The following is a 22,767-nucleotide window of genomic DNA, read 5'->3' on the forward strand; positions in this document are numbered from 1 at the left end:
TTCCTACTCCTCACTTTTTCCTTGATTTTCAATATATTTCTTTACTACATCTATCGGTGAACCACCCGTAGTAATCAAGCAAAAGCTTTTTGACCAAAACATTTCTTTCCAAAGTTTCTTTCTCACATGTGGAAAGTCTCTCTTGATTAGTCGAGAACTTGCACTTTTATAAGCATTAATGAACTTTGTCATTTCTGTATTCGGATGTGCCTTGAATAAGATATGTACATGGTCTACATCATGATTCCATTCAACTAATGTGATGTTATAGTTTTCAGATAGTCGGACAAAAATGTCTTTTGCATAGTCCGACATATCATCATCAAATACATTTCTTCTGTATTTCACGACCAATACAAGGTGACAATAAAAGGCAAAGCCTTTTGGCTACGCCAAACCGAAATTCATCTCCCACCTATCGTTGGGCTACGCCCTTCACACACTTGAGGAAGGAGAATTCGTTAAATAGAATAGGCGCTTTATTATTACAAAATTGTCACACTCCTGTAAGGTAATTCAATAGATTAGTTGCTTGTTCCATGTCATAATAAAGACATAAGAAAGCTAATCAAAAATTATAAGTTATAGGAGAGTGTCAGTCATGATTGTAACAACAACGTCTGGAATTCAAGGTAAAGAAATTATTGAGTATATTGATATTGTAAATGGTGAAGCTATTATGGGTGCAAATATTGTCCGCGACTTATTCGCTTCCGTTCGTGATGTTGTCGGTGGTCGTGCTGGTTCTTACGAAAGCAAGCTAAAAGAAGCTCGTGATATCGCAATGGATGAAATGAAAGAACTTGCAAAACAAAAAGGTGCGAACGCTATCGTTGGTATTGACGTAGATTACGAGGTTGTTCGTGATGGAATGTTAATGGTTGCTGTCAGTGGTACAGCTGTACGTATATAAGTAAATGAAAAACAGGCTCCCCCTTGAAGTTGATGCTTTGAGGGGATTTTTTTGTTTCATGATTAAAGTTAAAATGAAGAAGAGAGGATGGATTTTTATAGTGGAAAAAATAAGATGAGGGCGAATGTACTAGCTTACTCAAATGATATAACCGTTTAAGTGATAAAGTTGAAAAGAAACTATAATTTACATATGTTTAAAGTGGCCAAAATTTTTTCGTCAAACGTTATTGTAAAAAATGCTAGGATTGCTCCTAGCATTTCGTGAGGGGATATTGCACGGGAATTTAGATAATAAGCAGACGTACCCACTTATTTCAAATGTAGTATATATTGTTTTCAAGGAGAAAAGTAAGAAATACAACAATCTTTATATATGTTTAACGAGAGTGTTAACTTTATGATAAATAATAAAATTGTTATTTGGGGTAAGGAGAGAATGAGTGATATGGATAACTTTAAAGGTGGTTAAGAGGAATTTACAATGAAAACAAAAAAGCGGATATACAAAAGAGGGAGGAGAGGAAAATCAATAAAAAAGGTGTATAGGATGTGAAAGGTAAGGTGATAGTGTTGATGCAAAAATAAAGGACAGTACATATTGTATATGACTACTATGTACTGTCCCGATGATTCTTTTTGGATTATGAAAAGTTGTTTCCTGTCTTGCTATAAAATTCATAGGCGAAAAATCCAAATAAATAGCCTATTCCAGCTCCTAAACTAACTGAAAGCAGGGAGAAATCCGGGAAAAACATGCCGAAAATCAAACCGATCATACAACCAACAAACATTCCCATAGGTATTAAACTATCTAATAAATTTTGAGCTTCTTTTGATTTTTTCTTACCTAATGTTCCTTCTTTATATTTATGTTCCATTCTTTTAATTACATATAATACAATTCCACCAACTATTACAACAGGCGCGATTGCCGAAATGAACCACATGTTAGAAGCTCCCTTCGTTTTTAATTAAATCATACCATATATTAACATTTTAAATTTAAGCGGAGACAAGATCTTCTGCATTTCTTTTCCTTTTATTCATGACTAAAGTTAATAGGAATAAAAGGAAGCTTAAAAGTGCCATTATAATAAAAACTTGCGTATAACTATTAAAATAATCACGAGCGATTCCTGCTAGGACAGGAATGAATCCGCCCATAATATATCCTCCTGACTGCATCATAGCAGTCCATGCACTCGCATCTTCTGAAGTTTTTGTTTCATATAGCGGTAGCATGAGAGCGAGTGGAAATATGCCGCCGAGCCCGATACCTAGTAAAATAGAAGGGACCCATGGTGTGGTTAATGGGTAAATCATAAGCGATAAACCTACGAGTACAAAGCATATACTTCCTAATAACCAAAGTGCTCTGTTTTTATAAATATCCGCTAATGTTGGAATTAAAAAACTGCATATCATTTGAATCACTGTAAAAACAGTTATAAGAGTCCCCGCTTGTTCGCTACTCACACCCATACTTTGATTTGCCGGCGCAAGCCAAGTTGTAATAGAGTAAAATATTCCTGATTGTAGTCCGAAAAAGATTGTAAACAACCATGCTTTTTTATTTCTTAAAGGCAAGCTATTATTCTTTTTATTTTGTGTACTCGTATTCTTTTTTCGTTTCATAACGGGATACCAAAATATAATAGCGATAATAGTAAGCACACCCCAAAAAGCGAGTGCCATATTCCAATCGTCTTTTAATACATGTTGTAAAGGAATCGTTAATCCTGCACTTAAAGAAGCACCAGTTCCCATACCTACTGAATATATGCCAATCATTAAGCCGATTTTCGTAGGGGATTTTTCTTTAATAAAACCTGATAGTAACGGACCTGCAAGTGCAATTCCAATACCGATAAATAAAGAGCTCGCGAATAATGTGGAAATGGAAAAGGTAAAAGCTCTCATACATGTTGCAAAGCCGATTAAAATTAGACAAGCCATAATTGATTTTTCTACCCCGTATTTCCTAATTACCTTCCCAGTCAGTAAGGCGAATGTCCCCATACAAAAAACAGGAATAGCTGTTAAAAAGCTAACGGAAAAATTGCTTATATTTAAGTCTTGTCGGATTGTTTCTAATACAGGTGAAACAGATGTAATTCCGATACGTAAATTAATAGAAACAAAAAATAGTGCTAGTATATACAAATAAGTTCGTTCTTGATGTTTCAATTTCATTTTCTCCTCTCTTAAACATCAGATGTTATTCAGTATATCATCTGATGTTTGTGTGTAATAGATAAGGAGCTTATTTCAGCTCCAAATTTTGAACGGCGTATGTTCGTGCCTCTTCGGTATTTTGTTTAAAAATAGCTTGGAATAACTTTTCATGAATGTCAGAGTTATCTTCATAGTCCACTGTATTTAATATGAATTGGCTTAAAATGTGGCGAAGGGCAGGTACGAAAGATTGATACAAATCGAGTAGAACTTCGTTTTTGCTCGCCTTTGCAATTGCTAAATGAAACTGAATGTCTGCATCTATGTATGCTACATAATTACCTTCTTGAAGGGCATGTTTTCTTTTATTCAAATGTCCTTTTAAGTATAAAAGATCCTCGTCGCTTCGGCGCTGTGCCGCTAACATCGCTACTTCTTTATCTAGCATATTTCGTGCTTCATACACATGATTTATATTAGCTGCTTGCAATCGTTTTTCAAATGAATCTTGCGTTGTATTGAGTGAGACAATACGAGTACCTTGTCCTTGTCGAACTTCTAATATGCCAGCATGTACTAATATCTTTATGCTTTCTCGCAATGTTGAACGTCCTACTCCTAACTCTTCCATTAATTGCGGCTCTGTAGGGAGGCGATCACCAACTTCATACTCGCCAGAAAAGATTTTTTCTTGTAGACGTTCTAGCACTTCATCGACTAATTTCCGCCGAGAAACTTTTGAAAAAGATTTCCTTTCGTTCATATTCATCTGCTCATCTCCTGTTATATTCGCTTTTATAATAACCAATTTAAGTTCGGTTGACAATGTTATTTTTTAGGTAGTTGAAGCTGGGATACTACAATAGGGTTTATAAGACATAAAAAATCTATTTTGAAAAAATCGATTTCTCCTGAATACATAGTAATATAAGAAAAAGACGCCCTTGTGAGCGTCTTTTTCCAACTTGAGATAGATGTATCATTATTGTTCTGCTAGGTGACATAGTTCTCGTATAAAGTTTTCTCACACAAATGATCTGTGTATCAATGTGTTTTTGATATACAGATCATTTGTATGATAATTCTTATAAATAATTGCTGAATGATAACCTTACATGAATGCTTTTAAAAGCTCTTGAACTAATGGAATTACTCCACCTACAAAGTTTAAAACTGCCATTGCGATTTCCATATGATTGCCTCCTTTAGTAGTAAGATGTAATAAATCTTTATAAATTCATTATAGTAAGCGCTTACAAAAACATCAATGCATTTCGATATGCAATAATTCATATTTGTATTTGGTAATGAGGATGAAGAGGAATAAGTGACTTATCCCGCTATTTGTGGGAGTCGGGCTGTATGTAAAAGCCTTCACTTTATCAAAATGTAAGCTGTATCTTGTATAATATAATGGTGGAGGTCGAATATGAAAAAAATAAATTCAAATATAGATTTGGATAAAAATGTATTGGAAGCGGTATTTATTCCAAGAAGGTTTATTGTTTTATGGATTACACTCGTATATATAGCTTCAGTACTTTTAGAGTTTCGTAATAATATTTTCTCTATGGATAGTTTTTTCTTTACAATAGTCATTGTTATTCATACTATTTTTCATTGGTATGCGAGTTCATTAAAAAATAGGCAATTGTTGTACTTCTTTTTTGTACAACTTTTCATTGTGTTTTTGGCTGCGTTTATTGCAACAAATGCTTCGATAGCGATTTTTGTTGGATTAACTCCTATTTTAATCGCCCAAAGTTTATATGTTTATAACAATATATTTAAAGTAATGGCAGTTTTTACTCTTATGTATGCAATATTTTGTGCTGCAATTAGTATCAATTATGGTGTGAATAAATTAGCTATTCTTATCTCTATGTTTCTTTTAGTGTTAGCAATTATTATTCCTTTTTCTTATATTAATAAGCAGCAATTTGATGCACGTAATCGTATACAGAGCTATATTCAAGAGTTAGAGTCTGCATATATGAGAGTGGAAGAATTGACATTAGCTAATGAAAGGCAGCGTATGGCAAGAGATTTACATGATACGTTAGCGCAAGGTTTAGCAAGCTTAATTATGCAATTGGAAGCGATAGATGCCCATATGCAAAAAGGGAATACAGGACGATCTCAAGAGATTATGAAACAAACTATGATAAGAGCGAGACAAACTTTACATGATGCAAGGTTGGTTATTGATGATTTGCGTCATACTACTAATTCATTTAATGGAGCAGTAAAAGAAGAGATTCAACGTTTTTCTGAAGCTACGTCTATACATGTGAGATTTACTATCCAAAGTCCACCGTATATTTCAAGCGTAGTAAAAGAGCACTGCTTATATGTAATTAGTGAATGTTTAACGAATATCGCAAAACATTCACAGGCAGCAGATGTAAATTTAAATGTTGAATATATCGATGATCTTGAAAAACTTACTATTGAAGTTGAAGATAATGGAATTGGTTTTGACACTAGATATATCGGTAAGAATCCTGGACATTATGGTTTAATTGGTCTAAATGAGCGTGTTCGATTGATTAAGGGAGAAATACATATATTGAGTGAAAAGATGAAAGGTACGAAAGTGTATATTCAAGTGCCTATAAATAAAGAAGGAGATAGCCATGAAACATAACGTATTAATTGTAGATGATCATTTCGTTGTAAGAGAAGGTCTGAAATTAATAATAGAAACGAGTGATTCATTTCAAATTATAGGTGAGGCTGCAAACGGAGAAGAAGCCCTTTCTTTCATAGAAAAGAAGAAACCTGATGTCATTTTAATGGATTTGAATATGCCTAAAATGAGTGGTTTAGAAACAATTGAGGCTTTGAATGAAAAACAAAACCATACGCCGATTATTATATTAACTACTTATAACGAAGATGAATTAATGTTAAAGGGAATTGAGTTAGGGGCAAAAGGATATTTGCTAAAAGATACGGATCGAGAGAATTTGTTTCGAACATTGGAAGCGGCTATTCGAGGTGAGATTTTACTACAACCAAATATTATGGAAAAGATAGTGAAGTATAAAAGGAAAGAAGTACATGCTGATAAGGTTGCAGAAAATAACTTAACGGTTAAAGAATTGTTTGTGCTGAAAGCTATTGCGCGCGGATATAAGAATAAAGAAATTGCATTTGATATGGGAATAGCTGAGCGAACGGTAAAAGCATATTTAACAAATATATACAATAAATTAGGTGTTAATTCACGGTCAGAAGCAGTAGCTGTATCTATTGAAAGGAAGTTAATTCATTTTTAAAACATTATATATGCCCAATCGTACATTATAGGCTTGCCCTTTTGTACGATTTTTTTATTTCTTTCTCATGTTATGCTTCAGAAAGTATGAGAGATTTAAGAACAATCTAATTGCATTACAATTATAGACGTTTCTAATGTAGGAAAGGAAGAAGAATAATTAAATGGAAACTTTGCTTTTAATTCCTGTATTAATTTTCTTTATTTGGCTGCAAAGCAAACAAAGAAAATTAAACTGGATAGATATTATAACTTTTCTCATGATGATAGGGATTATTACTTATACGGCGCCGCAACAAATGACTAGGGATTTACAAGCAGAGTTACTGGCAGTTACGCTTATTTCTTTCGCTATTGGTGTTTGGCAAGGTGGGGGAATTACAGTCTGTTATGAGGATGAAATTTTATATATTACAAATGGAAAACAGTATTCCATTTCATGGATTCTCTTAATAATTGGCAACATAATTATTATTAATATATTTGAAGGTGGATTTACATTTAATGGATCGTGGTTTCTTTTGTGTGGTGTTGTCATTACATCTGGGGTGAAAAACAGTATTCTATGTGTTCTGTACAAATTAACAGTGCGAAATTGAATGGAAAACCAAAGCTATTTTCTTTTACCCCAACATAAAACGTATTGCTGTAAGTTCATTAAAAGACCGTAGTTGATAAAAAATGAGATGGAAGTATTGGAAGAATGGGGGAGTTAACGTAGATGTTTCTACCTATTACTACATTTGATAGGTTTAGTTGGCTGGGGAATGTTGCTTTCTCTTCAGAAAAGACTAGTAGGAATCGAGCGCTATCGAGGGCTGAAGAAAGCAATGTTAATTTGTGTGAAAATAAATGTAGAGATTCAGTTAATAATATTCATCAAAAAATAAATGTGGATGCTTTGGACTATAGTAATAATCGTATATTGGGCCGTGCAGAACCCCATTCAACAATTGTCATAACAAGTAGTGATATGTATGTTGGAAGCGGACGAGTTAATAAGTATGGAGAATTTAAAATATATACAAATGATTATCTGGAAGAGTATTTGGTACTAGAAATTCAGTTGATAATGGGCGGTTTCTATCAAGGAAGTATAACGGTAAAGTTAAGGGATGATGATTTCCTTTTTATTTAGTAAATAAAAAGGAAGCAACCGTAGTCGCTTCCTACATCTATTAAGCCGAAGCTTTCTTCATTCTCTCAAGTAAACTAGATAAAATATGTGTACGATAAGATTCTAGTTTTTTACCTTCGTAAGTACGAATCCCTAATTTTTTAAGTTCTTTTACATACCAACCTTTGCTTCCGAAATACATGTGATCGCTCCCCTTCAACTTTGTTTATTTGTCCTGATTGTACTTGGAGGTACGGGTAATATAATGAAGGAAATGAATTTCGCGCGAAAATGGTTAACTTTGTTGCAAAAGACATATATACTAAGGGTAGTATATAACGAGGTGGGCAAGACGTGATTATAGAGAAGCACGAAATTCAAATTGACCAAATTACGAGCGGTAAAGTGAATATCTTTACTTTCTATAGAAATAGAAAGCAAGTTGATGATCATTTTTTACGATTGCAAGAACCATCGCTTACAGCAAACTACTTCTTCCATTTTCATTTTGATGCAGAGAGCTTGCATCTTCTGCAGGAAGAGTTTCCGGGCGTATATCCGTACGACCGTAGTGACACGATTCACGACTGGACGGAAAAGATGAAAGCGGAATTGCAACATCAGATCCAAACAGGTAAATGGAATAAACGCGTACGTATCGGTAATCGCATTCTAGATGTGGTGTTTACGTGGTGTGACGAAGATATAGTAGAGTGAAAAAGAAGCGGATGACGCTTCTTTTTTTTAGCGCTGGAATAAAACGAGCTTACCTGCAGAAGATGTGCAGCGATGTGTTTTTTCATACAATCCTTTTTCTTGTAAAATAGATTCACCTTTTGCTTTCGCTTCTTTTTCAGTTGCTGCCTCGAATGATTCGTCTAATGCTTTTGAACCATCTTTTTCAAAGACTGTTAGAACGTATACTCCCATGAAAATTCCCTCCAATAATAAAAATCAGAATCTTATAACTATTTTGGCATAAATCACTAGAATATGCAAAGAAATATATGACATTGCGTGTTACAATAAAGTGAAACTTTAACTAGTGGGGAGTCTTTTCATCCCCACTAGTTATTAGCCTTCACCAATCGGGTATTTATGGGCAGTTTACTTTCAGATTGGCTTCTTTGCCTACTGCCCGTTAATACGGGGTAAAGTGAAACTTTAATCAGTGGGGGATTTTTTATTTCCTGCTTATTACTAGTTTTCGCCAATTGAGCATTTATTGTTTGTGTTCATGCGGATAAGATGAAACTTTTGAACTATAGAAAGGATCGTTATTTGTGAAACAAGTGAAGTTTATACATGCGGCTGATTTGCATTTGGATAGTCCGTTTAAAGGGATGGAGATGAATGTACCACAGTCTGTTTGGGAGAGAATGAAGCAGAGTACGTTTGAATCGTTCGAGCGTATTGTTGATAAAGCGATTCAAGAGCGCGTTGATTTCGTATTACTAGCCGGGGATTTGTATGATGCGGAGACGAGAAGTTTGAGGGCGCAAGTGTTTGTGCGTGAGCAAATGAAGAGACTTTCGCAGTACGATATTCCCGTTTTTATTATTCATGGTAACCACGATCATTTAGGGGGAAGCTGGGCGGCAATTGAGTTTCCGGAAAATGTTCATGTGTTTACGGAGCCTTATGTAGAGGAGAAATCATTTTATAAAGATGGTGAGCTTGTAGCTTCTATTTATGGGTTTAGTTATTTGCAGCAAGCGGTAACGGATAATATGACAGCGCAGTATACGAAAATGAGTGATGCGCCTTTTCATATTGGAATGCTTCACGGAAGTGTGGAAGGGGATGCAGAGCATAATCGCTATGCACCGTTTCAAATTCGTGAGCTGAAGGAAAAGCAGTTTGATTATTGGGCTCTTGGCCATATACATAAACGGGAAATTTTATCAGAAGAGCCGTACATTATTTATCCAGGTAATATACAAGGGCGTCATCGTAAGGAGACGGGCGAGAAGGGTGCGTACCTTATTGAACTCACGAAACAAGGATCGCAGTGTTCATTTTTCCATACGGCGGATGTTGTGTGGGATGAGATAGAAGTGAATATTGATGGACTTGAAACTGTTGATGATCTTATGACGAGCGCGTCAAGTGCGATGAATGAATGCAGAAGAGAAGAGGAAGGTACGCTTTTAACTGTCATATTTACAGGACAGGGACCACTTGCTCCTTATTTGCGTGAAGACAAGCGCGTGGAAGAGATTTTTCATATTTTAGCAGCGGGAGAAGAGCGAAAAGACTTTGTATATGCGATGAAGTGGAAAAACGAGACGGTTTCTTTTGCGGAAATTGAACGTTTGAAAGAAGAAAATCATTTCGTCGGTAGTGTGCTGAAAGAGTTAGAAGCTTTCACAAATATGGACGGAGTGTTGCGCACCATTTGGACATCTCCTGTAGCGCGTAATAGCATTGAAGCTTTTACGGAAGAAGAGAAGAAAGAGATTCAAAAGGAAGCGGAAAATATTATTTTAGAGCAATTATTCCAGCAAGAGAGGGATAAAAAATGAGAATTGAAAAACTCCATATTTATGGCTATGGAAAACTAGAAAATGTGGAAATGGATCTGTCAATGCTGACGGTACTGTACGGTGAAAATGAAGCGGGGAAATCGACAATTCGCTCGTTTATGAAAAGTATTTTATTCGGTTTTCCGACGAGAGGACAGCGCCGTTATGAGCCGAAAGAAGGCGGGAAGTACGGCGGAGCGATGACTGTTCAAACAGAGAAGTACGGCCGTTTGAAAATTGAACGATTGCCAAAGACGGCAGTAGGCGCGGTGACCGTTTATTTTGAAGGCGGGAAAACTGGCGGCGAAGATATTTTAAACGATATATTAAGCGGTGTGAATGAAAGCTTATTTGATTCTGTTTTTTCATTTGATATGCATGGTCTTCAAAATATTCATCAGCTCGGCGAAGCGGATATCGGCAATTATTTATTTTCGGCCAGCGCAGTCGGAAGTGATGCGTTATTGCAGTTAGATAAAAAATTAGAAAAAGAAATGAATCAGCGCTTTAAGCCGAGTGGTCGTAATCCTGAAATTAACGTGTCACTGCAAGAGATGAAGAAAATTGAGGAAAAGATGAAAGAATGGCAAGGGAAAATTGGCACGTATGAAAAACAAGTCGAGCAGTTAAAAGAAAGTGAAGAGAAACTTGCTTCTGTTCGTGCGGAAAAAGAGTCAGCCGAAAGACGAAAGCAAGACTATGAAATATTAGTGGCGCTTGAGCCTCTTGTTATTGAAAAGAGTACGCACGAGAAAGTGTTAGAAAACGAGAACGGGCAGTTTCCTGTAAACGGAATGGCGCGCTATGAGGCGGTAAAGGCAAAGATAGAACCGCTCCAAGTACAAGTAGATTCACTTCAAAAAAAGATAGAAACAGTGCAATCAGAAATTGATTCCACAGAAATAGATGAAGCATTTTTACAAAAAGAAAGTTACGTAGAAGAACTTCGTATGCAGCATATGTCTTATGAAAATGCACGCCAAGAAATGCGTGATATGACGGGAAGTATTGCGAATATAAAAGAAGAAATCGCAGAACTACAGCAACAAATTGGCGCTACTTTTGAACAAGAGACTGTTCTTTCGTTTGATATAAGTTTAGCGACGAAAGAATTAATTATGCAAACTGTGCAAAAGGCGCGTGAATTAGAATCGCAAAAAGCACAACTAGATGAACGTTTTAAAACGGCTCAGGAGCAATTAGAAGAGCAAGAAGAAAATATAAGACAAATCAGCCAGCAAATGTTAGCTGATGAAGAAAAAAATACGTTAGTTGAGAAAGAAAAATCATTTCAGGATGCGGCATTTTTAGGAATGGGCGCAGAGAGAATGAAGCGCAAGTATGAGGAAAAAGCAGGGGCGGCTATGCAAAAGAAAAAACAGTGGCAAAGAATTTGTCTTCTGTTACTTCTTATTAACACGCTTGTTTTATTCACGAGTCTATTTATAGATAACCGCGTGCTGTTATTTATTAGTGTGATTGTGTTTGTAGGGATTGTTTTAGCACTCGTTTTATATAAAGATCCTTCGGGTGGATTACAAGAAGAGCTTCTTACTCTTCAGCAAAGTGCTGGCGGACGACAAAGTGAAGAAGCGATGTCTGTTCGTTATCAGTTAGAAAAAGATGAAGAGATTCGTAAGCTATTTGAGCGTGAGTCGTATAAGTTGCAGCAAATGGAACGTGCTTATGATAAAGTCGTTTCATCTTATGAAGAATGGGAGAGAGAAACTTTCCAAATAGGAGAACAAGTAGGTGCGTATAAAACGCGCTATATGTTCCCTGAATTTTATACGTATGCACACATATTGCCAGCGTTTGAGCGTATTGAAAAAATGCAGCAATTATATCGTGAGCTAGATAAACAAGGCGAGCGGAAATCTTCATTGTATGAAATGATTTCGCACTTTGAGCATAAACTAGAAACTGTTATCGGTAGCACGGAGTATAGCAATTTGCATGAGGCGCAAAGTCGTATGCAAAACGAGAAAGAGAAGCGCCAAACTTGTAAGCAGCTGAAAGAGAAGCTGGCGGAATGGCAAGAAGAATATGAGTTCATGCAGCAGCAATTAAAACAACTACTAGTAGAGCGAGATGGGTTATGGCATATCGCAGAATCTACAGATGAAGAGATGTTTTTAGAAGCAGGAAAATTGGCAGAGAAACGTGAAGACGCGGATAAGCAAGTGGGGCGTTTATTACCTCAAATTGATTTGTTAGAACAGCGCTTAACGAGTTTGTCATTAGCTGAGCATTATGAGGCTGACGGTTATGATGAAAAATTAAAGCAAGAAATTACAGCCGCGCAAAACTGTCTGGCGCAAGAGAAAGAACTGACAGAGCGTATTGCGAAGCATCGAATAGAAATTGCGAATTTAGAAGAAGGCAGTACGTATGGTGATTTACTACATGAGTGGGAAATGAAAAAAGCGCAAGTGCGTGAACAAGTGAAGAAGTGGGCTGCATATGCGGCCGCAAAGACAGTATTAACGAAAACGAAGCAATATTATCATGAAGTGCATTTGCCGCGTATTTTACAAAAATCCGAAGAGTATTTCGTGTATTTAACAGGCGGGAGATATAGTAAAATATTCTCACCGTCAGAAGCGGAACCGTTCATTGTCGAACGTAACGATGGTATGCGTTTTTACAGTCATGAACTAAGCCAAGCGACAGCGGAGCAGTTATATTTATCATTGCGATTCGCGCTAGCGAAAACGTTTGAGCATGACTATCCATTTATTATTGATGATAGCTTCGTACATTTTGACGCGGTAAGGACGAATCGAACGATTGAACTTATAAAAGAAATTGCGAAAGATAGACAAGTTATCTTCTTTACATGCCATGCGCATTTATTAACGTATTTTACAGAAAATGAGATTATAAAATTAACACGTAAGCGTAAAGAAAATGAGTTGTAGTATGCTATACTAAAAGTAACTGATTTGGTGGAGGAATTCGAATGAAAAAGAAAATTGTAGAATATGAAGTTGGTGAACAAGTCGATGTTTTCTTGTTAATTAAAACAGCGACAAAAGGTCTCGCAAGCAATGGCAAGCCGTTTTTAACAGTAATCTTACAAGATCCAAGTGGAGATATTGAAGCAAAGCTATGGGACGTATCGCCAGAAGTTGAGAAACAATATGTAGCGGAAACAATCGTTAAAGTAGCTGGAGATATTCTAAACTATAAAGGACGTATTCAATTACGTGTGAAACAAATTCGTGTTGCGAATGAGAATGAAGTAACAGACATCTCAGACTTTGTAGAAAAAGCTCCAATAAAAAAAGAAGATATGGTTGAGAAAATTACGCAATACATATTTGAAATGAGAAACCCGAACATACAGCGTCTAACAAGACATTTGTTAAATAAGCATCAAAATGAATTTTTAGAATATCCAGCAGCGACAAAGAACCATCACGAGTTCGTATCTGGACTAGCTTATCATGTTGTATCAATGTTAGATTTAGCGAAAGCTATATCAGCTCTATACCCATCGTTAGATAAAGACTTACTATATGCGGGCGTTATTTTACACGATCTTGGTAAAGTATTTGAGCTATCTGGACCAATTTCTACGACGTATACGTTAGAAGGAAATTTACTAGGCCACATTTCTATCATGGTGAACGAAATTGGTAAAGCAGCAGAGGAACTACAAATCGATGCAGAGGAAGTATTAATCCTTCAGCACATCGTCCTTTCCCATCACGGAAAAGCAGAATGGGGTAGCCCAAAACCACCATTAGTGAAAGAAGCAGAAATTCTGCACTACATCGATAACTTAGATGCAAAAATGAACATGATGGACCGCGCATTAGGACGCACAAAACCAGGCGAATACACAGAACGTGTCTTTGCGCTTGATAATCGTTCGTTCTATAAGCCAACTTTCCATAATTAAGATTGTGAATAGAATGGCCTCATTAAGTGTGGCATGACAATAAAATTGTTTAAAAAGATGGTGTGAAATTAAGTTTTCACACCATCTTTTATTGCCCTGATAAGGGAAGACACTGCAAATAGCTTTAAAAACCATTATTTATTCCTTGATGAGGAAAGAAATAATGAGAGAAAAAGATGTAAATCATACGGCAAATTTATATTCCATTAGCTCGTGTAAAGCTAATGGATGAGGATCTGTTGTCAATAAAAAAACGGATCTTAAACAAAACAACCCTTTTGCATATCATGTGATGCAAGGGAGGCAAGAGAACGTGTTCGTTGATTGGAAATCTTTTGTAGAGTATTCTAAATATAGAGTTGTATTAGGAATATTCTTTTAAGGAGAGTGATTACTTTATGCTAGGAAAATGGATGGATAAAGTAAGAGAACCTAGATGTATACACAATTATAAATTTATTAAAACTCAGGATAGTGAAAATTTTAAAACAGGGCAGATTGGGACAGCTAATATTTATAAGTGCGAAAAATGTGGTAAAGAAAAGGTTGATTATAAATATAACAGTGATATAAATAGTGATTTTTGGAATATATAAAATAAATCATTTAATGAAACAGAGAATTACTAATATTAATTATTCGCTAAAATTACAATTTATTGTAAGGATATTTGACTATTAAAGAATTTTAATAGCCTATGATTAGTTCATTGATTGTAGGCTATTTATTTTGGCGAGTGAAAAGGTTTTATTACCAGTAGATATGAAAATAATTACGCCACAAAACATATAGCATTTTAAACTAATACTGAGATATTAAAAAATTATCTCGAATTCAAGATAATTTACTTGCTTTTTAATCACTTGAGTTGTAAAGTGATAGTAACGAAAGGAATTATTACTTTCGAACGAATCGTTTTACACAGTGAATTATTTTTTTAACTATCACTTGACTGGTAAAATGAACTGATTACTTTTATAAATACGCGCTTTGTTGACCAGCGAGCAAAAATAAAACAGTTAAATATAAATTAAAACTATTGGAGGAATATAAAATGAACCAATTAAAAGGAATACACCACGTTACAGCGATTACAAGTAGTGCAGAAAAGAACTATGAGTTTTTCACTCACGTTTTAGGAATGCGTTTAGTTAAAAAAACAGTAAACCAAGATGATATTCAAACGTATCATTTATTCTTTGCAGATGATAAAGGTAGTGCAGGAACAGATATGACATTCTTTGACTTCCCAGGTGTTCCAAAAGGAGTACACGGTACAAATGAAATTTCAAAAACTTCATTCCGCGTTCCGACTGATGCAGCATTAGCGTATTGGGTGAAACGTTTTGATCGTCTTGAAGTAGAACATACAGGCATTAAAGAGCAATTTGGTAAGAAAACTCTTTCGTTCGTTGATTTTGATGATCAACACTATCAATTAATCTCAGACGAATTAGATAACGGGATAGAATCAGGTACACCGTGGCAAAATGGTCCAGTTCCATTAGAATATGCAATTACTGGCTTAGGACCTGTATTTATTCGTATCGCGAACTTTAGTTATTTCAAAGAGGTGCTAGAAAAAGTTCTATTATTTAAAGAGATTGATCAAGAAGGAGAGTTCTACTTATTTGAAGTAGGTGAAGGTGGAAACGGTGCCTCTGTCATTGTAGAACATAATACAGTTCTTCCTGAAGCACAACAAGGTTTTGGTACAGTGCATCATGCAGCATTCCGCGTAGAGGATCGCGCTGTATTAGAAGAGTGGATTGAGCGACTAAGTCGAGTTGGACTCCCTTCATCTGGTTATGTAAATCGTCACTTCTTCGAGTCATTATACGCAAGAGTTGCGCCACAAATTTTATTTGAATTTGCGACAGATGGCCCTGGTTTTATGGGAGATGAGCCATACGAAACACTTGGGGAAAAATTATCTTTACCTCCATTCTTAGAGCCAAAGCGTGAAGAAATCGAAAAATTAGTTCGTCCGATTGATACAGTGAGAAGTACGAAGGAATTTATTAAAGAGTAAAGATAGAAATAATAAGTAGAAGAGTAAGTAGTTTTAGCTGATAGCTGGAATTGCTTGCTTTTTTATTTGGTCTATAAAATTTTCTGAAAAATGTTTCTCAAGTTTTTAAAATAGAAATATTTGGTATAATTCATTTAAATTATAAATTTTCTGACAATTATTTTTCAATACATAGAAAAGGGGTGATAATATACAATTTGAATAATTGTATAAATATCCTAATTTTGTAAGTTTGGAGAAAAGGGGATGCGAAGGTATGGGAACAGATGTAGTAACGAAGGAGCAAATGAAACATTCTTTAGATAATTGGTATCGTGTAATGTTGCAGCAAAACATAGAGAAAGCAACGGAAATGAAAGAAGAAATTGATAGTACGATTAGTGGGTTGGACGTGGATCAAGATGTATTGCTTTATCATACATTATTGAATTTTAGATATGATGCATTAGTTGATTGGATTTCAATTAGAGAAGATAGTTTTGATAAAGTGGAATCTTTCGAAATTCCGGAAGAAGGCTTTCTAGCGTATTACTATCATTTTTTTAAAGGATTTCATTGCACATTAATTTCAAATTATAACGAAGCGAAACAACAGTACGAACAAGCTGAGAAGCTATTGAAATATATTGCAGATCCGATAGAGCATGCGGAGTTTAATTATCGTATGGGGAATTTCTATTATCAAAAATATGACCAAGTTCATGCAATAGATTATTTGAATAGAGCCAAAGCGGCATTTTTGAAATATCCAGGCTATGAAATAAAAATAGGATTATGTGAAAATGCTTTTGGACTATGTTGCGTAGACATAGATCACTATGAATTAGCGGAAGAGAACTTTAATGCTGCTATGGAAGTATTGCAAAAAGCAAATCAAAAAAAATATATGCTAATGGTTCGACATAATTTAGCTTGGCTTTATGCCAGTCAAAACCTTTCAGAATTAGCGATTCGCCATATATCTGAGGTGACAAAAAATTACCCAGAACATTTTAAAGCCTTGTTTGTAGAAGCACGTGAACATTACAAAATAGGAGAATATAATTTAGCGAATCCAATTGTTGAAAAAGGTTTAAATATTTGTATTGATTTAGGTGAAAAAGAATTTCAACATCGGTTTAAAATTTTGAAAGAACTCAATGGAAATTCTTCTATATCAATTATTGAAGATGTAATTTTAAAAGGCCTTTCTTATTTTGAGAGAGAAAGATTATGGGATTGTATTCAAGAATACACTGAAATTTTAGCAATGAAGTTTTATGAGGTTGATGATCATGTTAAGGCAAGTAAATATTTTTATATGAATAATAAGGCTCAAAAAAATATATTGGAAAAGGGAGCGTTAAACTAATGAAGAAATTTCGTTTAGCTATTGTTGGGGCTGCATTAGTAGGGGGATTATCAATTGGATTCAATAGTTCTTTTACAAATCAAGCTGTAAATATAGGTGACACGGGAGGGGCACCAGCAAGACCAGACTACGTTAATATAGGTGACACGGGAGGAGCACCAGCAAGACCAGGCTACATTAATATAGGAGATACAGGTGGAGCACCCGCAGATAATAGAGGCGACGGCGGAGTAAGCCAACTCTAATAACAAAGAAAGGGACTTCAACATGAAGTCTCTTTCTTTGTTATTAGAGCATGTAGAGAAAAGAATTGACTTACTTTAAATATGTAACTATAATAGTTACAAAATAACCATCATTAATAGAAATGAGTTATATTTTTTTAATATAATTGTAACTAAAGTGGTTACAATTAAAAAAGAACATAAAACAACCAAATAATGTAAAACCTTTAAATAGCAACATGAGAAAGGAGACGGGGATTTTGAAACGGTTTAAGTTTTATATGATTAGCGGTATTGTTCTTGTTTTATTAATAGTATGTAACTTCGTTGATAAGCCGATTGCGAAGGTTGAAGAAGTGAAAGATACTGTGATGATGAGGCTGAATACGAAAGAGAGTATGGCGCAGATTGATGGACAGACGATATACTTTAAGCAAATTGGTGAGGGGAAGCCGCCTTTACTTATGCTTCACGGGTTTGGTGGTTCTTCAGATGGGTTTAGTGATATTTATCCGGAACTTGTAAAGGACCATACGATTATTGCGGTTGATATTTTAGGGTTTGGGCGTTCTTCTAAGCCAATTGATTTTCAGTATTCGTTTCCCACGCAAGTGAATTTATATTATAAGTTAATGAAGAAACTCGGATACGATCAATTCGCAGTACTTGGTCATTCGATGGGCGGAGAGATGTCTCTAAATTTAGCGTATTTATATCCGGATGCAGTAACGCATCTCGTTTTAGCGGATTCTACAGGAATAGAGTCTTTCCAGCAAAAAGAAAGTTATGAAGTGCCGCCACTATCGACAGACTTACAAACTGTAACAGAGATTACGGATTATAATAAAAATGAAGTGAAAAATAGTCGCGATGATAAAGAGCATTATGATCAGCTTACGAAAATGAGAGAGCGCCGCATTGCGATGGAAGCAGATAAAATTAAGGTACCGACTTTAATTATATGGGGACGACACGATAAGAGTGTTTCTTGGAAAAATGGTGAACTGTATCATGAGCTATTTGCAAATAGTACGTTCCATATCATTGAAAAAGGATACCACGCACCGTTTCGCCAGGAGCCAATCGAGTTTATGGAATATGTACAAGCGTTCTTCGCGAAGAATCCACAATAAAATTTTAAGCATAAATCCACTTCTTTCCTCATAAAGTGAAACTAATAAGGCTTGTCTAAGGAAAGGGATGAACGAAAGTGGAAACTTTACCATGGTGGATTTATCTTGTAATCATTGGGATCGTATTGAGTGGCTACATGGTTTTATATACTTCGAAAAAAGAGCAAGAGATGGATAATGATTTTATCGAAAAAGAAGGCGAAGTATATATGAAGCGCTTAGAAGAAGAACGAGAGAAACGGAATCAGGATAGTGATAAAGATTCGGTATTACTTTAATAGAAACTTTTGAAGAAGAGAAAAGGATTTCTCTTCTTTTTTATATGTTAGTTTGTTGGATACTCCCTTTTAAATTAAGATCGCATCAAGCTTTAGTGGATTGTTAAGGCAGAACCCCTTGTATCCATAGTCACAGTAACCATCCAAATCCCAATTCATACACTATGATGGAGGCTTTTTACTTAATAATCGGATGAAAAAGGAGTGTAATGATGAAAAAACGTACTGTTAATGAAGCGGGAGGGAGTATACCACAACCAATCCGTAGCGATGGAGCTGGTGCGATAGATTCTGGACCTCGTAATGTTATGCGGGATATTCAAAATCCGAATATGCTCGTTCCGCCTATAACTGATGCTGGCTTAGTTCCTAACTTGAAATTTTCATTTTCAGACACTTCTATGATTTTAAAACACGGTGGGTGGTCCCGGGAGATTACTGTTAGAGAACTTCCGGTTTCGACTACGATTGCTGGGGTAAATATGAGTTTAACGGCCGGAGGAGTACGTGAACTCCATTGGCATAAACAAGCAGAATGGGCATATATGCTTTTAGGAAAGGCACGCATAACTGCCGTTGACCAAGAAGGGCGAAATTTCATTGCTGACGTTGGTCCAGGTGATCTTTGGTACTTTCCCCCTGGCATCCCGCATTCGATTCAAGGATTGGAACATTGTGAATTTCTGCTCGTTTTCGATGATGGACATTTTTCTGATCTATCTACTTTAGCTATTTCTGACTGGTTTGCACATACGCCAAAAGAAGTGTTGTCGGCTAACTTCGGAGTGCCGGAAAGTACTTTTCACTCCATTCCTTCAGATCAAGTTTATATTTATCAAGGGGAGGTACCGGGTTCGCTTGAAAATCAGGAAGTTCAGTCGCCAGAAGGAGAAGTTCCTTTAACATTTAAACATGAACTGTTAAAACAAAATCCGATTAAGACTCCTGGTGGTAGCGTCCGAATTGTAGATTCTACGAATTTTCCTATTTCCAAAACAATCGCAGCAGCGCTCGTTGAAATTGAGCCTGGTGGAATGAGAGAGCTTCATTGGCACCCGAATAATGATGAGTGGCAATATTATCTTACCGGGCAAGCGAGAATGACGGTGTTTCTTGGAAATGGTACAGCTCGTACATTTGATTATAGAGCTGGTGATGTCGGATATGTACCGTTTGCGACTGGACACTATATTCAAAACACAGGCAATGAAACATTATGGTTTTTAGAGATGTTTAAAAGTAACCGTTTTGAAGATGTATCGTTAAATCAATGGATGGCACTGACTCCTAAAGAAATAGTGGAAAGTAATGTACATGTTGGCCCGCAATTGATGGATTCTTTACGTAAAGAAAAGTGGCCTGTTGTGAAATATCCGGGTTTTTCTTATAAACCGAAAACGGATGAGTAAACATGGATATATGCGTTATTCTTTCTGGAGAACTATAGGAAGGAATGGCGTATTTCTTATGTCTAGTCCTGTCTTTACTAGTATTCGTTATTTGTATTATTGTTCGGGAAATTATTATAGAAGAAAAACATATGAAATCTGCATGGCATAGAGTATGAAATGGCGCCATTTTAAAGTGTAACGCACAAGTTGCACAGGTTACGCAATGATAACTAGCTTTACTCTTCATCATTTATTTGACCATACTAGACATAGAGAGGTGATAAACACAGTATGATTTTTAGTGAACGTTTAAAAGAAGAAAGGGAAAAAAGAAATTGGTCGCAAAATGATTTGGCTGAAAAAATTCATGTAAGTAGGCAGTCTGTTTCGAAATGGGAGACGGGAAAGAACTATCCGAGCATTGAAATTATTATTCATTTAAGTGATCTGTTCGGTATTACAATTGATGAGTTATTGAGGAGTGATGAAGAGTTGACGCAAAAAGTAATTGAGGATAGTAAGCAATTAGCGTATCCGAAATGGAAGGTGTTTTTCGATAGTCTATTTATAATGGGCGTATTTTTGTTTATTACAAAAATCGTTGTATGGGCGTTAAATAAGTTTGCAGGAGCAAGCATTACAATTGTCGCAGATGCACCATATGTAATGAATTTTTTACCGCTCCTATTAATGGTTGTAGGTGGCATGGCTTCTGATAAGTTGAAGGAAATATATAGGTAATGAAAGAAATTCCCCACACTAGCTGTTCTTTCCACTTAAATTGTGTACTATAAAGGATAGATAGGAAGGGGACGTTTAGAATGGAATTTCATGAGCAAAAGATTTTGCCGGCAGTGAGGCAAATTAAAGATTTGGAAAAGCTATTACATAGTTCGTATGAGTATATTGTTATTTTAGATATTCATGTCGGTCAATTGAAGAGTGTTGTGTCACTTGCGAAGCAGCATAATAAAAAAGTATTTTTACATGTTGATTTGATCCATGGATTACAAAGTGATGGGCATGCGACGGAGTTTTTATGCCAAGAATATAAACCGTACGGGTTATTATCGACAAAGGCGAGCGTAATTATGAAGGCGAAGCAAAAAGGTGTCGTCTCCATTCAACGCATCTTTTTAATTGATTCTAGCGCAATGGAAAAGAGCTGTAATTTGCTAGAAAAGACGAAGCCGGATTATATAGAGGTGCTTCCTGGTGCGTTAACAGGTGTGATCGCTGAAGTGAAAGAGCGTACAGGTGTACCAATTTTAGCAGGTGGTTTTATTCGAACGGTAGAAGACGTTGAAAGAGCGTTAAATGCTGGTGCGACAGCAATTACGACATCGAAAAAAGAATTATGGAAACATTACCAAAAAAAGTGACGAAAATGTGAAAAAATTCTGTTGACACCGCTTTCATTAAGGGTTAACATTATAGACAAGTTAATAAACGTGACGGAGAAAAGAAGAGATCCACATTTTATTGTTTCTATATATATTATATAGAAGCATGTAAGCTGTGGATCTTTTTCTTTTGAAAAAAAACGAATGGCCATTCATTTTACCTCTATCACTTTTCGAAAGCATTTAAATTGATTGTGGAGGGATTTTATGTCAGCATTTTTAGGGGAATTAATAGGGACTGCGTTGTTAATCTTACTTGGTGGCGGCGTTTGCGCTGGTGTAAGTTTAAAGAAATCGTTTGCGAAAGATTCTGGTTGGATTGTAATTACAATGGGTTGGGGTCTAGCGGTTGCTATGGCAGCGTATGCAGTTGGATCAATTAGTGGGGCACATTTGAATCCGGCTTTAACGATAGGACTTGCTTTTAAGGGAGCGTTCCCATGGAGTGATGTACCTATGTATATCGCAGCACAAATGATTGGGGCAATTATAGGGGCAGTTCTTGTATATTTACATTACTTACCACACTGGAAAGAAACAGAAGATCCAGGAACAAAGTTAGGTGTGTTTGCAACAGGTCCAGCAATTCCGAACACATTTACAAACCTTTTAAGTGAAATGATTGGAACATTCGTTTTAGTATTTGGTATATTAGCAATTGGAGCAAATAAATTTGCAGATGGTTTAAATCCATTTATCGTAGGTTTCTTAATTGTAAGTATTGGTTTATCATTAGGTGGAACAACAGGATACGCAATCAACCCGGCTCGTGATTTAGGTCCGCGTATTGCACACTTCTTCCTTCCGATTGCAGGAAAGGGCGGTTCAAACTGGAAGTATGCATGGATCCCAGTAGTTGGTCCAATTCTAGGTGGATCACTTGCAGGATTATTCCATCAAGTTGTATTTGAAGGAAAACAAAATTCAGCACTTATTTATGTGATTATTACAACTGTGATTGTACTAGCAATCTCTTATATGACAAGTAAAAAAAGTGGAGCTACTACAAATAGTAGAAAAGTAGCATAGGGGGAAA

Annotated in this window: 24 protein-coding genes and 2 pseudogenes; 19 read left to right on the forward strand and 7 right to left on the reverse strand. The window is 35.9% G+C overall.

All coding sequences use genetic code 11. The features are described 5' to 3' along the window. Nucleotides 1-3: 3 nt before the first annotated feature. A pseudogene (gene tnpA / locus MHH59_RS05205) lies at nt 4-378 on the reverse strand (IS200/IS605 family transposase); the annotation flags it as partial. A 223-nt stretch (nt 379-601) separates the two neighbouring features. On the opposite strand from tnpA, the gene MHH59_RS05210 reads away from it, so the two are divergent. Next, a complete protein-coding gene (locus MHH59_RS05210; RefSeq protein WP_000637510.1) occupies nt 602-913 on the forward strand; it encodes a YbjQ family protein in 312 nt (103 codons plus the stop codon). Nucleotides 914-1,556: 643 nt separating this feature from the next. Here the strand turns inward: MHH59_RS05210 and MHH59_RS05215 are convergent. From MHH59_RS05215 to MHH59_RS05230, 4 genes and pseudogenes are all read right to left on the reverse strand, one after another. Then, on the reverse strand, nt 1,557-1,862 hold the full coding sequence (locus tag MHH59_RS05215) for a hypothetical protein (protein ID WP_078202932.1): 306 nt from the start codon (nt 1,860-1,862) through the stop codon (nt 1,557-1,559). A gap of 55 nt (nt 1,863-1,917) precedes the next feature. After that, nucleotides 1,918-3,108: an MFS transporter gene (locus tag MHH59_RS05220; protein WP_340850912.1), complete on the reverse strand. Its 1,191-nt coding sequence runs from the start codon at nt 3,106-3,108 to the stop codon at nt 1,918-1,920. 70 nt (nt 3,109-3,178) lie between these two features. After that, nucleotides 3,179-3,859, reverse strand: a complete 681-nt coding sequence (locus MHH59_RS05225) for a FadR/GntR family transcriptional regulator (RefSeq protein WP_340850914.1) — start codon at nt 3,857-3,859, stop codon at nt 3,179-3,181. 342 nt (nt 3,860-4,201) lie between these two features. Further along, a pseudogene (locus tag MHH59_RS05230) lies at nt 4,202-4,383 on the reverse strand (hypothetical protein). Between the two features lie 136 nt (nt 4,384-4,519). Between MHH59_RS05230 and MHH59_RS05235 the strand changes: the two are divergent. The 4 genes from MHH59_RS05235 to MHH59_RS05250 all read left to right on the forward strand — a co-directional run bounded on the left by MHH59_RS05235 (nt 4,520) and on the right by MHH59_RS05250 (nt 7,508). Then, entirely contained in the window at nt 4,520-5,737 is a 1,218-nt protein-coding gene (locus MHH59_RS05235; protein WP_002168979.1) for a sensor histidine kinase, read from the forward strand. Further along, a complete protein-coding gene (locus MHH59_RS05240; RefSeq protein WP_002087211.1) occupies nt 5,727-6,371 on the forward strand; it encodes a response regulator in 645 nt (214 codons plus the stop codon). Before MHH59_RS05235 ends, MHH59_RS05240 begins: the two co-directional genes overlap by 11 nt. A gap of 163 nt (nt 6,372-6,534) precedes the next feature. Then, complete coding sequence (locus MHH59_RS05245) at nt 6,535-6,969, forward strand: hypothetical protein (protein ID WP_002186507.1); 435 nt, start codon at nt 6,535-6,537, stop codon at nt 6,967-6,969. A gap of 122 nt (nt 6,970-7,091) precedes the next feature. Then, nucleotides 7,092-7,508, forward strand: coding sequence for a hypothetical protein (locus MHH59_RS05250; RefSeq protein WP_002168977.1), 417 nt, complete (start codon nt 7,092-7,094; stop codon nt 7,506-7,508). Between the two features lie 40 nt (nt 7,509-7,548). On the opposite strand, the gene MHH59_RS05255 is transcribed toward MHH59_RS05250, so the two are convergent. Beyond that, complete coding sequence (locus MHH59_RS05255) at nt 7,549-7,689, reverse strand: YflJ family protein (RefSeq protein WP_000273535.1); 141 nt, start codon at nt 7,687-7,689, stop codon at nt 7,549-7,551. A gap of 152 nt (nt 7,690-7,841) precedes the next feature. On the opposite strand from MHH59_RS05255, the gene MHH59_RS05260 reads away from it, so the two are divergent. Then, complete coding sequence (locus tag MHH59_RS05260; RefSeq protein ID WP_002064091.1) at nt 7,842-8,204, forward strand: hypothetical protein; 363 nt, start codon at nt 7,842-7,844, stop codon at nt 8,202-8,204. Nucleotides 8,205-8,231: 27 nt separating this feature from the next. Here MHH59_RS05260 and MHH59_RS05265 read toward each other — a convergent pair whose 3' ends face one another. Then, the gene (locus MHH59_RS05265; protein WP_000539551.1) at nt 8,232-8,417 is read right to left on the reverse strand and encodes a YhzD family protein; all 186 of its coding nucleotides are present in this window, start codon (nt 8,415-8,417) and stop codon (nt 8,232-8,234) included. A gap of 353 nt (nt 8,418-8,770) precedes the next feature. On the opposite strand from MHH59_RS05265, the gene MHH59_RS05270 reads away from it, so the two are divergent. From MHH59_RS05270 to glpF, 13 genes are all read left to right on the forward strand, one after another. Then, entirely contained in the window at nt 8,771-10,012 is a 1,242-nt protein-coding gene (locus MHH59_RS05270; RefSeq protein WP_003187753.1) for a metallophosphoesterase family protein, read from the forward strand. After that, nucleotides 10,009-12,933 carry an ATP-binding protein gene (locus MHH59_RS05275; RefSeq protein WP_088004622.1) on the forward strand — a complete coding sequence of 975 codons (2,925 nt, stop codon included), beginning with the start codon at nt 10,009-10,011 and terminating at the stop codon, nt 12,931-12,933. The genes MHH59_RS05270 and MHH59_RS05275 overlap by 4 nt, the downstream gene beginning before the upstream one ends. Before the next feature lie 41 nt (nt 12,934-12,974). Beyond that, nucleotides 12,975-13,919: a 3'-5' exoribonuclease YhaM gene (yhaM, locus tag MHH59_RS05280; RefSeq protein WP_002030183.1), complete on the forward strand. Its 945-nt coding sequence runs from the start codon at nt 12,975-12,977 to the stop codon at nt 13,917-13,919. A gap of 398 nt (nt 13,920-14,317) precedes the next feature. After that, the gene (locus MHH59_RS05285) at nt 14,318-14,515 is read left to right on the forward strand and encodes a hypothetical protein (RefSeq protein WP_002150116.1); all 198 of its coding nucleotides are present in this window, start codon (nt 14,318-14,320) and stop codon (nt 14,513-14,515) included. Nucleotides 14,516-14,973: 458 nt separating this feature from the next. Beyond that, on the forward strand, nt 14,974-15,951 hold the full coding sequence (locus MHH59_RS05290; RefSeq protein WP_002186504.1) for a ring-cleaving dioxygenase: 978 nt from the start codon (nt 14,974-14,976) through the stop codon (nt 15,949-15,951). A 256-nt stretch (nt 15,952-16,207) separates the two neighbouring features. Beyond that, nucleotides 16,208-17,302 carry a response regulator aspartate phosphatase gene (locus tag MHH59_RS05295; RefSeq protein WP_033730926.1) on the forward strand — a complete coding sequence of 365 codons (1,095 nt, stop codon included), beginning with the start codon at nt 16,208-16,210 and terminating at the stop codon, nt 17,300-17,302. Beyond that, nucleotides 17,302-17,547: a Phr family secreted Rap phosphatase inhibitor gene (locus tag MHH59_RS05300; RefSeq protein ID WP_340850915.1), complete on the forward strand. Its 246-nt coding sequence runs from the start codon at nt 17,302-17,304 to the stop codon at nt 17,545-17,547. The genes MHH59_RS05295 and MHH59_RS05300 overlap by 1 nt, the downstream gene beginning before the upstream one ends. Before the next feature lie 239 nt (nt 17,548-17,786). Next, nucleotides 17,787-18,659: an alpha/beta fold hydrolase gene (locus MHH59_RS05305; RefSeq protein ID WP_012260501.1), complete on the forward strand. Its 873-nt coding sequence runs from the start codon at nt 17,787-17,789 to the stop codon at nt 18,657-18,659. Between the two features lie 77 nt (nt 18,660-18,736). Next, complete coding sequence (locus MHH59_RS05310) at nt 18,737-18,937, forward strand: sporulation YhaL family protein (RefSeq protein WP_002087191.1); 201 nt, start codon at nt 18,737-18,739, stop codon at nt 18,935-18,937. A 212-nt stretch (nt 18,938-19,149) separates the two neighbouring features. Next, nucleotides 19,150-20,346, forward strand: a complete 1,197-nt coding sequence (locus MHH59_RS05315) for an oxalate decarboxylase family bicupin (protein ID WP_050001273.1) — start codon at nt 19,150-19,152, stop codon at nt 20,344-20,346. Nucleotides 20,347-20,619: 273 nt separating this feature from the next. Beyond that, nucleotides 20,620-21,069: a helix-turn-helix domain-containing protein gene (locus MHH59_RS05320; RefSeq protein ID WP_340850916.1), complete on the forward strand. Its 450-nt coding sequence runs from the start codon at nt 20,620-20,622 to the stop codon at nt 21,067-21,069. Nucleotides 21,070-21,149: 80 nt separating this feature from the next. Beyond that, complete coding sequence (glpP, locus tag MHH59_RS05325) at nt 21,150-21,710, forward strand: glycerol uptake operon antiterminator GlpP (RefSeq protein ID WP_000394293.1); 561 nt, start codon at nt 21,150-21,152, stop codon at nt 21,708-21,710. A gap of 228 nt (nt 21,711-21,938) precedes the next feature. Further along, nucleotides 21,939-22,760: a glycerol uptake facilitator protein GlpF gene (gene glpF / locus MHH59_RS05330; RefSeq protein ID WP_002030197.1), complete on the forward strand. Its 822-nt coding sequence runs from the start codon at nt 21,939-21,941 to the stop codon at nt 22,758-22,760. Nucleotides 22,761-22,767 lie beyond the last annotated feature (7 nt).

It is taken from the genome of Bacillus sp. FSL E2-0195 (assembly GCF_038003645.1).
GTDB classification, from domain to species: Bacteria; Bacillota; Bacilli; order Bacillales; family Bacillaceae_G; genus Bacillus_A; species Bacillus_A mycoides.